The 15,687-nt window shown below is 69.3% G+C and carries 17 protein-coding genes and 2 tRNA genes; 8 read left to right on the top strand and 11 right to left on the bottom strand.

What is annotated here, in order from left to right; translation table 11 throughout:
• Positions 1–755: 755 nt before the first annotated feature.
• The 6 genes from ASF27_RS03005 to ASF27_RS22985 form a co-directional block, all read right to left on the bottom strand.
• Positions 756–830 (bottom strand) — tRNA-Thr (locus ASF27_RS03005).
• A 129-nt stretch (positions 831–959) separates the two neighbouring features.
• Positions 960–1,418 (bottom strand): NUDIX hydrolase, encoded by a 459-nt coding sequence (locus ASF27_RS03000; RefSeq protein WP_056166097.1) that lies wholly within the window; start codon positions 1,416–1,418, stop codon positions 960–962.
• Positions 1,419–1,799: 381 nt separating this feature from the next.
• Positions 1,800–2,267 carry a MarR family transcriptional regulator gene (locus ASF27_RS02995; RefSeq protein ID WP_056166100.1) on the bottom strand — a complete coding sequence of 156 codons (468 nt, stop codon included), beginning with the start codon at positions 2,265–2,267 and terminating at the stop codon, positions 1,800–1,802.
• Positions 2,268–2,479: 212 nt separating this feature from the next.
• Positions 2,480–4,255: an ABC transporter ATP-binding protein gene (locus ASF27_RS02990; protein ID WP_056263216.1), complete on the bottom strand. Its 1,776-nt coding sequence runs from the start codon at positions 4,253–4,255 to the stop codon at positions 2,480–2,482.
• A 143-nt stretch (positions 4,256–4,398) separates the two neighbouring features.
• Positions 4,399–4,980 (bottom strand): sigma-70 family RNA polymerase sigma factor, encoded by a 582-nt coding sequence (locus ASF27_RS02985; RefSeq protein WP_056263218.1) that lies wholly within the window; start codon positions 4,978–4,980, stop codon positions 4,399–4,401.
• The gene (locus tag ASF27_RS22985; protein ID WP_244473650.1) at positions 4,977–5,117 is read right to left on the bottom strand and encodes a NepR family anti-sigma factor; all 141 of its coding nucleotides are present in this window, start codon (positions 5,115–5,117) and stop codon (positions 4,977–4,979) included. Before ASF27_RS22985 ends, ASF27_RS02985 begins: the two co-directional genes overlap by 4 nt.
• A 476-nt stretch (positions 5,118–5,593) precedes the next feature.
• Between ASF27_RS22985 and ASF27_RS02980 the strand changes: the two genes are divergently transcribed.
• Both ASF27_RS02980 and ASF27_RS02975 read left to right on the top strand, forming a co-directional pair.
• A tRNA-Thr gene (locus tag ASF27_RS02980) sits at positions 5,594–5,669 on the top strand.
• Between the two features lie 95 nt (positions 5,670–5,764).
• The gene (locus ASF27_RS02975; RefSeq protein ID WP_056166109.1) at positions 5,765–6,028 is read left to right on the top strand and encodes a hypothetical protein; all 264 of its coding nucleotides are present in this window, start codon (positions 5,765–5,767) and stop codon (positions 6,026–6,028) included.
• Positions 6,029–6,030: 2 nt separating this feature from the next.
• Here the strand turns inward: ASF27_RS02975 and ASF27_RS02970 are convergent, their stop codons facing one another.
• The 4 genes from ASF27_RS02970 to ASF27_RS02955 all read right to left on the bottom strand — a co-directional run bounded on the left by ASF27_RS02970 (position 6,031) and on the right by ASF27_RS02955 (position 9,479).
• Positions 6,031–6,789: an HAD-IA family hydrolase gene (locus tag ASF27_RS02970; protein ID WP_056166112.1), complete on the bottom strand. Its 759-nt coding sequence runs from the start codon at positions 6,787–6,789 to the stop codon at positions 6,031–6,033.
• Positions 6,783–7,460, bottom strand: a complete 678-nt coding sequence (gene rpe / locus ASF27_RS02965; protein WP_056166115.1) for a ribulose-phosphate 3-epimerase — start codon at positions 7,458–7,460, stop codon at positions 6,783–6,785. Before rpe ends, ASF27_RS02970 begins: the two co-directional genes overlap by 7 nt.
• A 72-nt stretch (positions 7,461–7,532) precedes the next feature.
• Positions 7,533–8,393 carry a phosphoribulokinase gene (locus ASF27_RS02960; protein ID WP_056166118.1) on the bottom strand — a complete coding sequence of 287 codons (861 nt, stop codon included), beginning with the start codon at positions 8,391–8,393 and terminating at the stop codon, positions 7,533–7,535.
• Between the two features lie 27 nt (positions 8,394–8,420).
• Positions 8,421–9,479 (bottom strand): class 1 fructose-bisphosphatase, encoded by a 1,059-nt coding sequence (locus ASF27_RS02955; protein ID WP_056263226.1) that lies wholly within the window; start codon positions 9,477–9,479, stop codon positions 8,421–8,423.
• A gap of 175 nt (positions 9,480–9,654) precedes the next feature.
• On the opposite strand from ASF27_RS02955, the gene ASF27_RS02950 reads away from it, so the two are divergent.
• Both ASF27_RS02950 and ASF27_RS02945 read left to right on the top strand, forming a co-directional pair.
• Entirely contained in the window at positions 9,655–10,611 is a 957-nt protein-coding gene (locus ASF27_RS02950; protein WP_056166124.1) for a LysR family transcriptional regulator, read from the top strand.
• Positions 10,608–11,828 (top strand): FAD-dependent oxidoreductase, encoded by a 1,221-nt coding sequence (locus ASF27_RS02945; RefSeq protein ID WP_056357556.1) that lies wholly within the window; start codon positions 10,608–10,610, stop codon positions 11,826–11,828. Before ASF27_RS02950 ends, ASF27_RS02945 begins: the two co-directional genes overlap by 4 nt.
• Positions 11,829–11,933: 105 nt before the next feature.
• Here ASF27_RS02945 and ASF27_RS02940 read toward each other — a convergent pair whose 3' ends face one another.
• On the bottom strand, positions 11,934–12,221 hold the full coding sequence (locus ASF27_RS02940) for an XRE family transcriptional regulator (RefSeq protein WP_244480905.1): 288 nt from the start codon (positions 12,219–12,221) through the stop codon (positions 11,934–11,936).
• A gap of 317 nt (positions 12,222–12,538) precedes the next feature.
• On the opposite strand from ASF27_RS02940, the gene ASF27_RS02935 reads away from it, so the two are divergent.
• The 4 genes from ASF27_RS02935 to cysK all read left to right on the top strand — a co-directional run bounded on the left by ASF27_RS02935 (position 12,539) and on the right by cysK (position 15,645).
• Positions 12,539–13,042 (top strand): META domain-containing protein, encoded by a 504-nt coding sequence (locus ASF27_RS02935; RefSeq protein WP_056166130.1) that lies wholly within the window; start codon positions 12,539–12,541, stop codon positions 13,040–13,042.
• Between the two features lie 131 nt (positions 13,043–13,173).
• Positions 13,174–13,347, top strand: a complete 174-nt coding sequence (locus ASF27_RS22025; RefSeq protein WP_156368832.1) for a hypothetical protein — start codon at positions 13,174–13,176, stop codon at positions 13,345–13,347.
• Positions 13,348–13,382: 35 nt separating this feature from the next.
• Positions 13,383–14,504 (top strand): glycosyltransferase, encoded by a 1,122-nt coding sequence (locus ASF27_RS02930; protein WP_156467427.1) that lies wholly within the window; start codon positions 13,383–13,385, stop codon positions 14,502–14,504.
• A 166-nt stretch (positions 14,505–14,670) separates the two neighbouring features.
• Positions 14,671–15,645, top strand: a complete 975-nt coding sequence (gene cysK / locus ASF27_RS02925; protein WP_056166134.1) for a cysteine synthase A — start codon at positions 14,671–14,673, stop codon at positions 15,643–15,645.
• Positions 15,646–15,687: the final 42 nt, after the last annotated feature.

Below are 15,687 nucleotides of genomic sequence, written 5' to 3'. Positions count from 1 at the left end.
CGGGTTCGACGCGCGCCGGCCCGGCTGAGCCACCTGCTCGATGTGGGCGCGGTCGATGCCGGGGGCCGGAGGCGGACCACGGATTATCGCGTCCCCTGAATCCGTCTACCCCATAGATCCCTCGAACCCGAGATGATCTTCCCACCTTGCCCGCCCGGAGCGATCCGAGGCGGGTCTTTCGTGGTGCGGACGGATCAGGGGCGACCCGCGACGTCCGATCAGGACCGAAGCCTCAGGGTTCGTCGGGCCTCCTCTCGGAACGGTGCCGTCCGAGGCCCGGACATGGGTCAATACAGTTGGTTCGCCCAGCGCTGGAAAACCTCAAGGGGCGATCCGCCGCCGGCCTCGCCCTGGCGCGCCTGTCGGATGCCGGCGCGGTAGCGGCCCGGAGGCTTCCGAACGCGGCTCGGAAGGCTTGGCTGCAGTGGCTCTCGCTGACGAAGCCGCAGGCGAATGCGAGCGCTGCGACCGACCGCCCTTCATGGGGCCGACGCAGGGCCTTGCGAAGGGTCTCCAGCCGGCGTGGCTGAACAAAGCGTGCGATTCCGCCCTCGTCGGCGAAGGCCTGATGCAGCGCACTGAGCGACAGGAGACGGCCAAATATGTTCCACGCCGGAGGGTTGAGCTCCGGGTCGGGAAGGGCTCAAGTTCCCCCGCGCTCACCCCTCGCCGATGTCGCGGGCCGGGCACACGTCACCGTGCCTGCCGGAACGCTTGGCCAGTCCGCGGTGTGGGGGTTGAGTGATTGATTGTGATGGTGCTGCTGGACAGGATTGAACTGTCGACCTCCTCATTACCAATGAGGTGCTCTACCACTGAGCTACAGCAGCGGGGTGTCCGGGGTTCGCCGCGGCGTCTCCGTCTGGACGAGCGGGGGATTAGCCCATCGTTTCCGGCTTGGCAATCGCCTGGGCGGACTCAATCGCACCGCCGGTGAACTTTCGTGTCGGCTTCCGATTTCAGCGCAACACATCCGCGTCGCGCTTGCACGCGGCACGGATGATCGCGGCGAGGCCCGGTTCGGCCACGGCATCGGCGGCCTCGGCGGGCGAGAACCAGTGATCCTCCCGCTCGTCCTTCTCGGGCCACGATTTCAGCTGCTTGCGCACTTCGAGCGGGAAGACCTTGACCTGACACAGGACGGAATCACGGCTCTTCAGGCGCTTCTCGTAGAGATAGAAGCCGAGCGGACGCTTGCCGATGGAACCGATGAGCCCGGCCTCCTCGTAGGCCTCGCGGGCGGCCGCCTCGAAAGGCTTGCGCCCTTTCATCGGCCAGCCCTTCGGAATCACCCAGCGTCGGCTCTCCCGCGAGGTGATGAGCAGGATGGTGTAGGTTCCGTCACGCATCCGCCGGTATGGCAGTGCGCCCACCTGCCGCCGAGGCTCGCGGTCCGTGTCGGCCAAGGTCGCGTTCATCGGGGACAAACGCCCGGGAGCCTTGCGGGTTCGCCGGATGGGCGCTTTCCCGTGCTCGTCCGCCGGGCAGGAGGCGCCGGTGCTCTGGCCATGAGACCGACGAGACGGCCGACTTCGTTCGCGTTCGGTGTCCGCACCGCTGGTCCTCGAAGATCGATGATCGAACGAGGGCATAGCCGCCGTCCGCTCCCGGTTCCATGGAGATACTTACCCGGCTAAAATAGGGCGGTCCGAGACACACCGATGCCGCTGTCGCGAACGGCGCGCGGATGAGGGGAGAGACCGCAACGCCGAAGGATTCCTGGCGTGCCGCAGCCGAATGCCCGGCTTCCGCCGCATCTCCTGAGCCCGAAGACCCGGCGGAACCCCTGCGAGGGGCGTTTACCCGGCGGCGCTCAGATTCTCGATGAGGGCATTGAGGTCGGCCCGCATGGCCTGGACTTCGGGTTCGGACATGTTGAGCTGGCACATCACCGATTCCCGCACGGTCGTGGCCTCGCCCCGCAACGCCCGGCCTTGCGGGGTGAGGGCGATCTCGACCTCGCGCTCGTCCGTGCGTCGCCGGCTGCGCAGGAGGAACCCCGCCGTTTCGAGGCGCTTCAGGACTGGCGTCAGGGTCCCGGAATCGAGGCGCAACCGTCGGCCGATCTCCGAGACCGTGATGCCGTCCGTCTCCCACAGAACGAGGAGGACGAGATATTGCGGGTAGGTCAGGCCCAGGCGCTCGAGCATCGGACGATAGGATTTCGTCATGCGATGGGCCGCGGCGTAGAGGGCGTAGCAGAGCTGATTGTCGAGGAGCAGGGGATCGATCTGCGGAGGCGTTTCTGGAGCAGGAGCGTCGACCATGCCAAACCATGCCATCTGTTCCCGGGCCGTGAATGGAGCGGCTGGGACCCTGCCGAAAAACCGGGCCGGGAAACCTGTGACGAAAAATCTGTCCGGGAGAACAGGATAGCCGACCTGGGACGTTCCGGTATATGGCCGATCCACCCCCATCCGCGGTGAATACACGCATATCCCGGACCGGCCGGCGCTTTTTGCTTGTGAGGCCGCTCCCGTCACGCTTCGGCGGGCGCGGACATGCGAGCGGCCGCATCCGGCATCACCGTCGCGAGAGGACCGGAGGCCACGAGGCGCCCGCCATCGAGGACGTGGACCGTATCGGTGCCCAAGAGGCTCGTGAGGCGGTGGGCGATGAGAATGATGGTGCGGGTGCCGTTCAGGGACGCGAGGGCACCCATCACCGCCGCCTCGGTCTCGCCGTCGAGGGCGCTGGTGGCTTCGTCGAACACGATCACGTCGGGGTCGTGGTACAGGGCCCGGGCGATGCCGAGGCGCTGGCGCTGACCGCCGCTGAGGCGGATGCCGCGTTCGCCGACACCCGCATCGTAGCCCCCGTCGAGGCCCAGCGCGACCTCGTGGAAGCCGGCGAGCCGCGCGGCCCGCTCCACGGCGGCCTCGTCCACGGCTTCGGGCGAAACGCCGAGGGCGATGTTCTCGCGCACGGAGGCATCGATGAGGAACACGTCCTGGGGCACGTATCCGATGCGGTTCTGCCAGGCCGGCAGGGTCTCGGCGTCGAGGGGGACGCCGTCCACGGTGACGGACCCGGTGGTGGGCGTGAGGAGGCCGAGGATGAGCCCGACCAGGGTCGACTTGCCCGATCCCGTGCGGCCGACGAGACCGACCGTGGTGTTGACGGGGATCGTGAGATCGATGTCCCGCAGGGTCGGACGCTCGGGCGTGTAGTCGAAGCCGATGCCGGTAAGGCGGATGTCCCTCCGAAACGGCAGGCGCGTCGCCGGGCGCGGGCGCGGCGTCCGCTCGCCGGCGAGTTCGTCCACCACCATCCTGACGGCCGGGAGGTAGAACCGCAGGAGGGCAAGCGACGTGAAGATGTTCTGGAAGGCCGGCAGCATCCTGTAACCGGCGAAGGCGAACAGGCCGAGCAGCGGGAGCAGCCCGGCGGTGTCGAGTCCCTGGGAGAGGGCGAACAGCACGACCACGATGACCCCGCCGAAGGCCAGGGATTCGATGACGAAGCGTGGCAACTGGCCCGTGAGCAGGCTCGCTGCGGTGGCCTTCGCGTAGGCCCGGGCGGGCCCGTCGAACCCGGCGGCGAAGGCTTCGGCCCGGCCGTAGAGCTTGAGCTCGGTCAGCGCCCCGAAGGTCTCCTGCACCACGCGGTAGCGCCGCTCGTTGTCCGCCACGGCCCTGGCCCCGAGGCGGGCGAGGCGCACCCGCATGACGAGGTAGAGCAGCACGTAGAGGCCGCCGAAGCCGCCGCCGAGGATCAGGGCGAGGCGGGGTGCGTAGAAGATCAGGAAGGTGACGACGGCGAGCGCCGAGACGCTGCGCGAGGCGATGACCGTGGTGGGGGTGAGGACGCCGACCACGAGGCGGTCGGTTTCGCTCAGCACGTTCTTGGCGAGTTCGGCGCTGTTGGCATGGGCGAAGAACAGGCGCTCGCGGTCGACGTAGCGGGCGAGCAGGCGCCGGGCGAGGCCGTAGCCCGTGAGGTTGGTGAACAGGAGCTGCGCGAAGGTGAGGCCGGCATTCACCACGCTGGTGGTGAGGATGGCGGCCAACGCCGCCCCGCCCGTCACCATGAGGAAGGTGCGGTCGTCGGTCAGGCCGAGGCCGTCGCGCAGGGTCGCGAGATAGGGGATGCGGCTGGCGGCGGACGGGTCGCCCACGAGGGTCAGGAACGGCACCACGGAGGCGACGCCCACCACCTCGAACAGGGCGGCGCAGGCGAGGCCGAGGGCGATGAGGGCGAGCCGGCGCCGGTCGCGCGGCCGCAGGACGCGCACGAGGTCGATCAGGGCGCGCATGGCGGGGCTCCTCGGGTGAAGGCTCCGGCGGCCCTGCGGACGAGACCGTCACGATCGGGGGCGGAGCCACTCGGCCCTGCCCCTTAGAGGATTTTGACGCCCATTGAAGCCGGCCGACCGCGAATCGCAGCCGGCCGGCCCGGTCAAGGGCCCGAGCCGGCGGCCGCGCGGGTGAAGGCGTCGGCGCCGATGTCGTCGGTGCCCGTCATTCCCAAGGTCTCGATGAGACGGCCCCGGGCGCGGCTGACCCGGCTCTTCATGGTGCCCACGGCGACACCGCAGATGGCGGCGGCCTCCTCGTAGGTGAAGCTCTGGGCGCCGACCAGCACCAGGGCCTCGCGCTGGCTCAGGGGAAGGCCGTCGAGGGCGGCCTGGAACTCGCGCATCTCCACCCGGATCTCCTGCTCGGGCAGGCTGGTGAGGCGAGCCGCATGGACACCGTCGCCATCCTCCACCTCGCGCTTGCGCTTGCGCTGTTCCGAATAGAACAGGTTGCGCAGGATGGTGAACAGCCACGCGGTGAGGTTGGTGCCGCGCTGGAAGCTGTCGGCCTTGGTCCAGGCCCGCACGAGGGTGTCCTGGACGAGGTCGTCGCTGCGGTCGAGGTTGTAGGTCAGCGAGTACGCGAACGCCCGCAGGGCCGGGATGGCGCCGAGGAGGAGATCGCGCATCTCGGCGTCGGCTCCGCCCTGGGGGGCAGCCGGCCGGATCGATGGGCACGTCATTGGGACCCCTGCGAATCGGATTGCGACGACAGGCTGTCGAGGAGCGCCGTGAAGCGATCCGGCAGCGGCTGATGGAGGACGTCCCCGTAGAGCAGGCGCAGGTTGCGCCCGATCCGGCGCCGCGCTTCGCGTCCCAACGGCGGTGCCGGTTCTCGGACCGTGGGCGGCAGAGCTGGAATGATCCCCGACCCGTCATGCGGAGCTGCCGTTGCGGGAACGGCGTCGAGGCCTGAATCGCTCGCGTGTCTGGTCATCGCTGCCCATTGTCCGAGGGCGGATGCGCGGCGCTGTGCTTTCGTAAGGCATGCACCGCCGGCCCTGCGTATCGGGGCCGTATCCGAAATCCTATCGACGGCGGTGCTAACGAAGAGCGATTTAACGTGTACTGAAAAATGCATTCATCGGATCTTAAGCCCCTGAATCCGGAGGCTTGTTTCCGAACTGTTGCTGATCGAAAACACAGGCCGATCAAGCTCGGCCATAAGGAAGGCTTAAGCGGAGCGATCTGTCTGTTCGCTGAACGCGGGTCCTGCCGGCGCGACCCCGCGGTGTACGGGCAGGGAGAGGCCGGGGCTTGCGCAGGGCGGAGCGCGCTGGTAGCGCAACCTTCAGCGCCGGTTTAGCTCAGCTGGTAGAGCAACCGCCTTGTAAGCGGTAGGTCGCGAGTTCAAGTCCCGCAACCGGCACCACTTTTCCGATCCAGATTCGACCGCCCGACACTGGGTCGTCATTCCGGCGCACCGCATGCATTGCCGTGGCCGGCCGTTCCGGCCTATCCCACCCCATGACCGAAAAGCTGACGATCCTCGCCCTGTGCGATCTCGGACTCATCGCGGAGGCCGAGGTGGAGGCCGCCATCGCGGCCTTCATGGCCGATCCGATGGCGCTGCCCTACACGTTCAAGGAGGGCTACCGGCTCAATCTCGGCAAGGCGATACGCCGACACCCGGGTGCCAACGACTTCGTCAACCGCTCCGACGCCGGCCCGCAGCTCAAGCGCCCGTTCGTGCGCGCCGCCATCCTGCAGGCCCGGCCCGAGCGGGAATAGGTCTACGCCTCGGCCTCGCGGGTGTCCTGCCAGGCCCGGAGGCCCGCGAGGGTGACGACGTGACCGGGCCAGGCGGTGCCGGACAGCAGCGTATGCGGCGCGTCCGGTTCGCCGAGGTCCGAAACGGCCGAGAACGCGCCGTCGAGGCGGTGGGTCCCGGTGTAGCGGCTGCGGGTGGCGATGACCGGCAGCCCGGCATCGAGGGCCGAGCGGATGCCGGCCACGGAATCCTCGAACGCGATGGCCTCGGAGGCATCGACGCCGAGGCGCGCCAGGGCGAGTTCGAACACGTCGGGCGCGGGCTTCTTGCGGGCGGCCTCGTCGCCGCAGGCGATCACGTCGAACGGGACGTCGCCCCGGGGGAAGTTCATCCGCAGCAGGGCCTCGACGTTGGGCCGGCTCGTGGTGGAGGCGACGGCGAGACGCAGGCCGGCGGCCCGGGCTTCCGCGACGAGTCGGGCGATGCCGGGGCGCAGGCCGAGGCGCCCGTCCTCCACCAGTTCGCCGTAGATCCGGGTCTTCCGATCGTGGATCTCGGCCAGGCGTGGACGAAGGGCGGGCAGATCCCCGGCATGCCGGGTCTCGACGTAATGGGCGAGGCGCTCCTTGCCGCCCATCACCGCGAGCAGGTCGGCGTAGAAGGCCGAGTCCCAGGACCAGGGCAGGTCCATCTCGGCGAAGGCCTGGTTGAATGCCTGCCGGTGGAGGTCTTCCGTTTCGGCCAGCGTCCCATCGACGTCGAAGATCAGCGCCCTCAGCATGACACCGGATCGCCGCCGGCATTGGCGCGGATCGCCGCGATCCGGTCGGCGTAGCCGGCCGGGCCACCCTTGAACACGGCGTTGCCGGCCACGAACGCGTTCGCGCCGGCCCGCGCCGCGAGCCCCACGGTCTCGGGGGTGATGCCGCCATCGACCTCGATGTCGAGGGGACGGCCGGCCGCCATGGCGCGGATGCGGGCAATGGTCTCCAGGGTCGAGGGGATGAAGCTCTGGCCGCCGAAGCCCGGATTGACCGTCATCACCAGCACGAGGTCGACCATGTCGAGGAGGGGTTCCACGGCGGAAGCCGGCGTGCCGGGGTTGAGGGCGATGCCGGCGCGCTTGCCGAGGTCGCGGATGGTTTGGAGCGAACGGTGGATGTGGGGACCGGCCTCGACATGGACCGAGATGGTGTCGGCCCCGGCCTCGGCGAACGCCGCGAGGTAGGGATCGGCCGGGGCGATCATGAGGTGCACATCGAAGGGTTTCGTGCTGTGGGGCCTGAGCGCCTTCACCACGGCGGGCCCGAAGGTGAGGTTGGGCACGAAATGCCCGTCCATCACGTCGAGGTGGATCCAGTCGGCCCCGGCTTCCGAGACGGCGCGCACCTCGGCGCCGAGCTGGGCGAAATCCGCCGAGAGGATCGAGGGCGAGATGATCGGGCTGGTCACGGTTCTGTCCTCTCGGGCGCGCGGCGCCCTTCAACGCGTGCGGCGTGCGCCTCACGCCAGGCGGCGCGGTTCCTACGCCATACGGCGCTTGCGCTCGACGAGTTGCATGATGATCGGGGTCAGGATGAGCTGCATGGCGAGGTCGAGCTTGCCCCCCGGGATCACGATGGAATTCGCCCGGCTCATGAACGAGCCCTGGATCATCGAGATGAGGTAGGAGAAGTCGATCCCCTTGGGGTCCTTGAACCGGATCACCACCAGGGATTCGTCGGCGGTGGGAATCCACCGGGCGATGAACGGGTTCGAGGTGTCCACCGTTGGCACCCGCTGGAAGTTGATGTCCGTCCAGGTGAATTGCGGGCAGATGGTCTGCACATAGTCGGGCATCCGCCGCAGGATCACGTCGGTGACGGCCTCCGTCGAGTAGCCCCGGGTCGAGCGGTCCCGGTGCAGCTTCTGGATCCATTCGAGGTTGATCACCGGCACGACGCCGATCTTGAGGTCGGCGTAGCGGGCGAGATCGACGTTGTCGTCGACGACGCAGCCGTGCAGGCCTTCGTAGAACAGGAGGTCCGAGCCCGGCGCGAAGCTCTCCCACGGGGTGAAGGTGCCGGGCCGCGTGCCGTAGAGCTCGGCGGCGGCCGCGTCGTGGACGTAATGCCGGGTGCGGCCCGTGCCCGATTCGGCGTAGGTGCGGAACACCTCCTCGAGCTCGGGCAGGAGGTTGGCGCGCGGCGCGAAGTGGCTGAGGGTCGGTTCGGCCGCCATGGCCTTGCGCATGGCGATGCGGTCCAGGGCGTGGAACGCGTCGCCCTCGATATAGACGGCGCTCACGTCCTCGCGGCGGAAGATCTGCTCGAAGGTGTTGCGCACCGAGGTGGTGCCCGACCCCGACGAGCCCGTGACCGAGATGATGGGATGACGCGACGACATGCGTTCTGGCCCAGGCGACCCCTACCGCTAGCCGCGCATCAGGCCGCGCTGCCCGAACAGGGGCGAGCGCCCGGCCGCCGGGTTCCGGCCGCCATAGTACTTGGCCACGCACGCCACCTCGTCGGCCGAGCCGAAGATCAGCGGCACGCGCTCGTGGATGGCGCTCGCGCAGATGTCGAGGATGCGGCGCTCGCCGTCGATGGCGCCGGCGCCCGCCTGTTCCATGAGGAAGGCGATGGGAGCGGCCTCGTAGAGGAGGCGCAGGCGCCCCTGCGCGTAGCCCTTGCGATTGTCGCCCGGGTACAGGAACACGCCGCCGCGCAGGAGCACGCGCTGGGCGTCGGACACGAGGGAGCCGAGCCAGCGCATGTTGAAGTCCTTGTCGAGGGGGCCTTCCGCGCCGCGCAGGCAATCCTCGATATAGGCCTTCACGGGGGTGTCCCAGTGGCGGGCGTTGGAGGCGTTGATGGCGTATTCCTTGGCCGCAGCCACCACCTCCATGCGCGGGTGGGTCAGGCGGAAGGCGCCCTCCGCCCGGTCGAGGGTGTAGGTCTGCGTGCCGTGGCCGAGGGTCAGCACCAGGGAGGTGGCCGGGCCGTAGGTGACGAAGCCGGCGGCGCGCTGGAGGGTGCCGGGCCCCGTGAACGAGCCGAGGGGGTTCTCGGGCGTCGAAGCCGTCGGCCAGATGCCGAAGATCGAGCCGACCGCCATGTTGACGCCGATGTTCGACGAGCCGTCGAGGGGATCGATGGCCACCGCCAGCGGTGCGCCGGGGTTGAGAAGCATCACCCCTTCGGATTCCTCCGAGGCGACTTCGGAAACGGGCGCCCCGCGCAAGGCCTCGGTGAAGCGCTCGTGGGCCAGCACGTCGAGGAATTTCTGAACGTCGCCGTCGCTGTTCTGCGCGCCCTGGGCGGCGAGGTCGCCGGCGAGGGCACCGCGCCCGATCACCGTGCTGACCTCGATGGCCGCCGTGGCGCAGGCCGCGATCACCTCGGCGACATCGGACAGCGTCGGGTCGGCGGCGACGGCCGCGGCGAGGCACGCATCGAGGCGAGACCCGATCTCCAGAGATCCCATCGACATCGGCTCACCTTCTCTCAGGATTCATCGTCCGCACGTAGGCCACCGCCCACGCCGCGTTTTCATCTCCTTGCCACGAGTGGGCCCGTGACAACCAGAGCGCCGGAGGGCGCGTCCTCATCAAAACAAGGAATTTGAAAAAACTTGCGGGCGGTTCCAAAAAAACTAAAACCGGCCCATGCGCAACCTTTCCCTGAAGCAGCTCCAGGCCGTCGCGGCCGTCGCCCGACTGGGCACGATGACCCGGGCGGCCCAGGAACTCAACGTCACCTCCGCCGCCCTCTACGCGCGCATCCGCCAGTTGGAGGAGGAGGCGGGCCTGCTGCTGTTCGACCGGACCCCCACGGGCCTCAGGCCCACGGATGCGGGCCGGGAGATGCTTTGGGCCATCGACAGCATCAACACCGTGCTGGAGACCTGTGCCGACCGGCTGGAGACCCTCAAGGGCGGCGCGGGCGGGCGGGTCGCCATGGGCGTGGTCTCCACGGCGAAGTACTTCGCCCCCGGCATCATCTCGGGCTTCGTCGGCACGCATCCGGCCGTCGAGATCAACCTCGCGGTGGGCAACCGCGGCAACATGGTCGAGGCCCTGCGCAACTACGAGATCGATTTCGCCATCATGGGCCGGCCACCGCGGGATTTCGCCATCGAAGCGGAGACTTTCGGTGTCCACCCCATCGTGGTCGTCGCGGCGCCGAGCCACCCTTTCGCCGGCCGCACCGGACTGACCCGGGAGGATCTGGCCCAGGAATCCTTCCTCGTGCGCGAGGAGGGGTCGGGCACCCGCACGGTGTTCGAGGAGTTCATGAACGGCATCATGATCAAGCGGGCGCGCCTCGGCATCGATTCGGGCTCCAACGAGACCATCAAGCAGGCGGTGATGGCGGGCTTGGGCATCGCCCTCATCTCGGCCCACACGGTGGCGGCCGAACTCGGAAGCGGCCGCCTCGTCCTCCTGGACGTTCAGGGATTGCCGATCCGGCGCGACTGGTATGCCGTGCGCCGGGCCGACAAGGTGCTCGGCCCGGCCGCCGCCGCGTGCTGGGATTACGTGGTCAAGGATGGCGGCCGCTGGCTGCCGCAACTCGCCCTGGTGCCGCGGGTCTCGGCGGTCACCGCGGAGTTCGAGGCGTGAGCGCGGGCGTGGTGGTGGTGGGTGCCGGGCAGGCCGGCTTCCAGCTCGCCGCGTCCCTGCGCGAGGCGGGCTACGCCGATCCCATCACGCTGCTGGGCGACGAACCGGATCTGCCGTATCAGCGGCCACCCCTGTCGAAGGCCTATCTCGCAGGCAAGACCGACGCGTCCGGCCTCGAGCTGCGCCCGGCGGCGTATTTTTCGGATCATCGCATCCACCACCGCCCCTCCGTGCGGATCGACGCCATCGACCGGGCGGCGCGGCGCGTGCTGTGCGCCGACGGGACGGCCGTGGCCTACGATCACCTCGTCCTCGCCACGGGCGCGCGCAACCGGGCGCTGCCGGTCCCGGGCGCCGACCTGGCCGGCGTGTTCCAGCTGCGCGGACGTGCCGACGCCGACGGTCTGAAAGCGGCCCTCGCCAATGCCCGTTCGGTCGCCGTCGTCGGAGCGGGATTCATCGGGCTCGAATTCGCGGGCATCTGCGCCGCGCGCGGCCTGTCCGTCACCGTTCTCGAATCGGCGGAGCGGCCGATGGCCCGGGCCGTCTCGTCCGAGACGGCGTCGTTCTTCACCCGCGCCCACGGGAATGCCGGCATCCGCTTCCTGTTCGGGGCGGGCGTCACCGCCATCGAGGGGGAGAAGGGTGCCGAGACCGTGCGCCTGCGCGACGGCTCATCCCTCGCGGCCGATCTCGTTCTCGTCGGCATCGGCGTGATCCCGAACCAGGCGTTGGCCGAGGCGGCCGGACTCGCCGTCGGGGACGGCGTCCACGTCGATGCGTTCCTCGCCACCGACGATCCCGCCGTCTCCGCCATCGGCGATTGCGCCCGCGCTCCGAGCCGCTTCGCCGATGGCGCGTCCGTCCGGATCGAATCGGTGCAGAACGCCCTCGATCAGGGTCGGTGCCTCGCCGCGCGCCTCGTCGGCCGGCCCGCCGCCTACGACGCAGTGCCGTGGTTCTGGAGCGACCAGGGTCCGCACAAGCTGCAGATCGCGGGCCTGTCCGCTCCGTCCGACGCGGCCGTGGCGCGGCCCGTGGCGTCGGGGCTCTGCGTGTTCCGCTTTCGCGAAGGCCGGTTGTCCGCCGTCGAGACCGTGGATCGCCCCGGCGACCACATGGCCGCGCGGCGCATCCTTGCGCAGGGTCGGACCTTGAGCCCCACCGCAGCCGCCGATCCCGCCCACGATCTCAAGGCGCTGGCGACGGGGCGGTGACGTCCTAAGCAGGGTCTCGTTGGCAAGCCAACGCGAACCTGCTTAGCTTATTGATCTGTCGCAGGTTTTCGACGCGAAACCGGTGACCACTTTTGCGAAACCTGCTTAGCGGTCGTTCTCGGTGGTGAGCGCACCGAGGCGGGTGCCCTCGTCGCCGCCCCGGTCGCTCAGGCGCACGCCGGCCGAGCCGTCCTCCGTGAACACGACGCCCGCCGCCATCAGGGCGCTGCGCAGGGCCTCGATCTGTCCCGAGGCGAGGTCGCTCCCGCCCGATTCGAAGGATTCGACGGTCTCCTCGCCGAACCCGACTTTCCCGGCGAGATCGCCCCGAGACCAGTCGAGCAGCGCACGGGCCGCGCGCGACTGCGCCGCGCTCATGGTGTTCGGGTTCATGCCGCTCGCTCCGCCCTCGTCCGATCCCGCCACCGTGCATCCCTCGTTCGCCGTCAGGCCGTCTCGCCTGACCCGACAACGGAGGATGAGCGCCTTCGTTCAACGCAAACCGCTGCGATGGTCCGTGGACGGCTGGAAATCACCCTTCACGGGGTCTTGACCATATTTGTGCTGGAATCTTATCCGATTGGCCCTGGCGCAGGCTCGCTCCGTCGACGGTCCCGCGCGCTCCGCCGCTGCGAATCGTCCCGCGTGAACGAGTGAATTTTCGTCCACCGACGCGACGCGTGCGCGCTTGAACTGAGAAAGGGCCGAGGATGAGAGCGATCCTGATCGCCGCGATGGCCGGTGCCATTGCGGCCAGCGCGGTGACCACCGCCACGCAGGTGCGGGCCCAGATGGGCGGCAACGTCACCGGCTTCGGCAAGGACGCGCGCGAGAAGCCTGAGAAGAAGCAGTATGTGCCCGCCGCCAAGGCGCAGGAGAAGATCTTCCCCCTCGACGCGACCTGGACGGCCGTGAGCCTCAACGGCAAGGCGTTCAGCGGCAACGACCGGCCGAGCTTCATCGTCGACAAGCAGTACCGTGCCCGCGGCTACGGCGGCTGCAACACCTTCGCGGCGACCGCCTTCCCGCTGAAGGAGCAGCACCTCGCCGTCGGCCCCCTCGCGCTGACGAAAAAGCCCTGCGACAAGGGCCTGGGCGCCAGCGAGCAGGATTTCTTCATCGCCCTGCGGACGGCGGCACAGTGGGACCTCGTCGGGTCGCAACTCGTGATCAAGAGTCAGAAAGGCGAGCTGCGCTTCGACCGCGCGCTCTGATCGACGCCGGTTCCTCTGTTCTCGTGGCGTTAAGCCTGCGTTGAGGACGATCCCGACTCTGCGGCTCGAGTTTACCCCGCGTTCAACGCCCCCGGCGCCTGCTGATCCCCATGGCAGGCACGGGGAATTCGATGGGAACGCGGCTGGAATGGACGACGGGAAGCCGCGGATTGCGGGCCGGTGCGCGTGAGGACACGCGCTACACCTTCCTGTCCGGGCCGCATCCCAGTGCCCTCGTCATCGCTTCCGCGAGCGGAGCCTTCGCCACCCTTGCCGTTCTGTGCGTCGCCCTCCTGCGGGCCTGATGCGGGGACGACCATGATGCCGGGCGCCTGATCCCTTGCGCCCCGCGTGTCACGTTATCTCCGGCCTGCGCACGGGCGGGGCCGAGACCATGCTGGTCGCCCTGTGCGGGGGCCTCTTGGCCCGGGGCATGCCTCAGCACGTGGTGAGCCTGACCGGCGACGGCCCCAACGCCGCCGCCCTGGAGCGCCTCGGTGTGACCGTCCATCGCCTCGCCCCGCGCGGGGCCGCCGGCTCCGCCGTCGCGCTGCTGCGCCTCGCGCGGCTGATCCGGTCCCTGCGTCCCGCGGTGGTGCAGGGCTGGCTCTATCACGGCGACCTGTTCGCCGCCGGCGCACACCGCCTCGCCGGGGCGCCGCGGGACTCGCTCCTCGCCTGGGGCCTGCGCAATTCCGACATCGACCATGCCCGCTACGGCCGCCTGCTCGCCATCGGCCGGCGCCTATCGGGTTGGCCCGGCCTCGTCGTGTCGAACAGCCAGGCGGGGGTGGATTTCCATCTGGCCGAAGGCTACCGCCCGCGCCGCCTCGCCGTCATTCCCAACGGCATCGACACCGTGCGCTTCCGGCCCGATCCCGCCGCACGGGCCGCCCTGCGCCGCGAACTCGGCTTGTCCGACGAGGCGGTGGTGGCGATTCACGCGGCCCGCCTCGATCCGATGAAGGACCACGCCACCCTCCTGGCCGCCGCGGCGTGCCGGCCGGAGGTCCACTTTCTCCTGGCCGGGGAGGGGACGCTCGGCCTCGACCTGCCGGCCAATGCCCGCGCCCTCGGCCGGCGTGACGACCTCTGGCGAATTCAGGCGGCGGGCGACATCGCCGTGTCGTCCTCGGCTTTCGGTGAGGGCTTCTCCAACGCCGTGGCCGAGGGCATGGCCGCCGGGCTGGTACCGGTCGCCACTTCCGTCGGGGATGCCGGCGCGATCCTGGGTGGCCTCGGGTGCCTCGTGCCGCCGCGTGATCCGGCCGCCCTGGCGGAAGCCCTCCGGGCGATGGCGACCCTGCTCGCACCCGCCCGCCGGGCCGCAGGCCTCGCCGCGCGGGCGCGGATCGAGACGGCCTACGGGGTGGGCGCGATGGCGGAGCGCTTCCTCGCCGCCTGGATCGCAGCGGGCGCGGTGATCGGTGGAGGTGGTCCTCGAACGGGTGGCGGGGAATGAAATTCCAACTTTGTCGGAATGGGCAGCACAAAGATTCTAAGTCGCCCACGGAAGCCCGTTGACAGAGAAGATTTCCCTTTGCCCGCAGGCTGTTGGCGATTGCCTCGCCCCCGCCGACGCGATATCCCCCGGCGCGAGACCGAAACGCCCGCGACAGGAGATCACCATGGCCGAGTCCGTCCACGCCGCCACCCGCACGCCCGGCCACGGCCATATCTTCGGATCCATCACCGAAACCATCGGCAACACGCCCCTGGTGCGCCTCAACCGCATCACCAAGGAGCGCGGCATCGATGCCGAGATCCTGCTCAAGCTCGAGTTCTTCAACCCCATCGCCAGCGTCAAGGATCGCATCGGCGTCAACATGATCGACGCCCTGGAGGCGTCCGGCAAGCTCAAGCCCGGCGGCACCCTGGTCGAGCCGACCTCCGGCAACACCGGCATCGCGCTGGCGTTCGTGGCGGCGGCGCGCGGCTACCGCCTCATCCTCGTCATGCCCGAGACCATGTCCCTGGAGCGCCGCAAGATGCTGGCGTTCCTCGGTGCGGAACTCGCCCTCACCCCCGGCCCGCAGGGCATGAAGGGCGCGATCGCGAAGGCCGAGGAACTCATCAACGAGATCCCGGGCGCGATCATGCCGCAGCAATTCTCGAACCCGGCCAATCCGGAGATCCACCGCAAGACCACGGCCGAGGAGATCTGGAACGACACCCAGGGCCAGCTCGATGCCTTCGTGGCGGGTGTCGGCACCGGCGGCACCATCACGGGCGTCGGCTCGGTCCTCAAGCCCCGTCTGCCCGGCCTCAAGGTCGTGGCGGTGGAGCCGACGGATTCGCCGGTGATCTCCGGCGGCCAGCCCGGCCCCCACAAGATCCAGGGCATCGGCGCCGGCTTCATCCCGGACAACCTCGACCGCTCCGTCGTCGACGAGGTGATCACCGTCTCGAACCAGACCGCCTTCGATACGGCGCGGCTGCTGGCCAAGCTCGAAGGGATCCCCGGCGGCATTTCCACCGGCGGCAACGTCGCCGCGGCCCTCGAACTCGCCGCCCGCCCGGAGTTCAAGGGCAAGCGCATCGTCACCGTCGCATGCTCGTTTGCCGAGCGCTACATCTCCTCGGCCCTGTTCGAGGGCATCTGAGACCGCCCGTGGGACACGGCCTTTCCCGTGTCCCACCCGCCG

It is taken from the genome of Methylobacterium sp. Leaf102 (genome assembly GCF_001422425.1).
In the GTDB taxonomy this organism is placed as follows: Bacteria; Pseudomonadota; Alphaproteobacteria; order Rhizobiales; family Beijerinckiaceae; genus Methylobacterium.
Note: the sequence above shows the minus strand (reverse complement) of the source record. Positions and strands in the feature narration are given on the sequence as shown.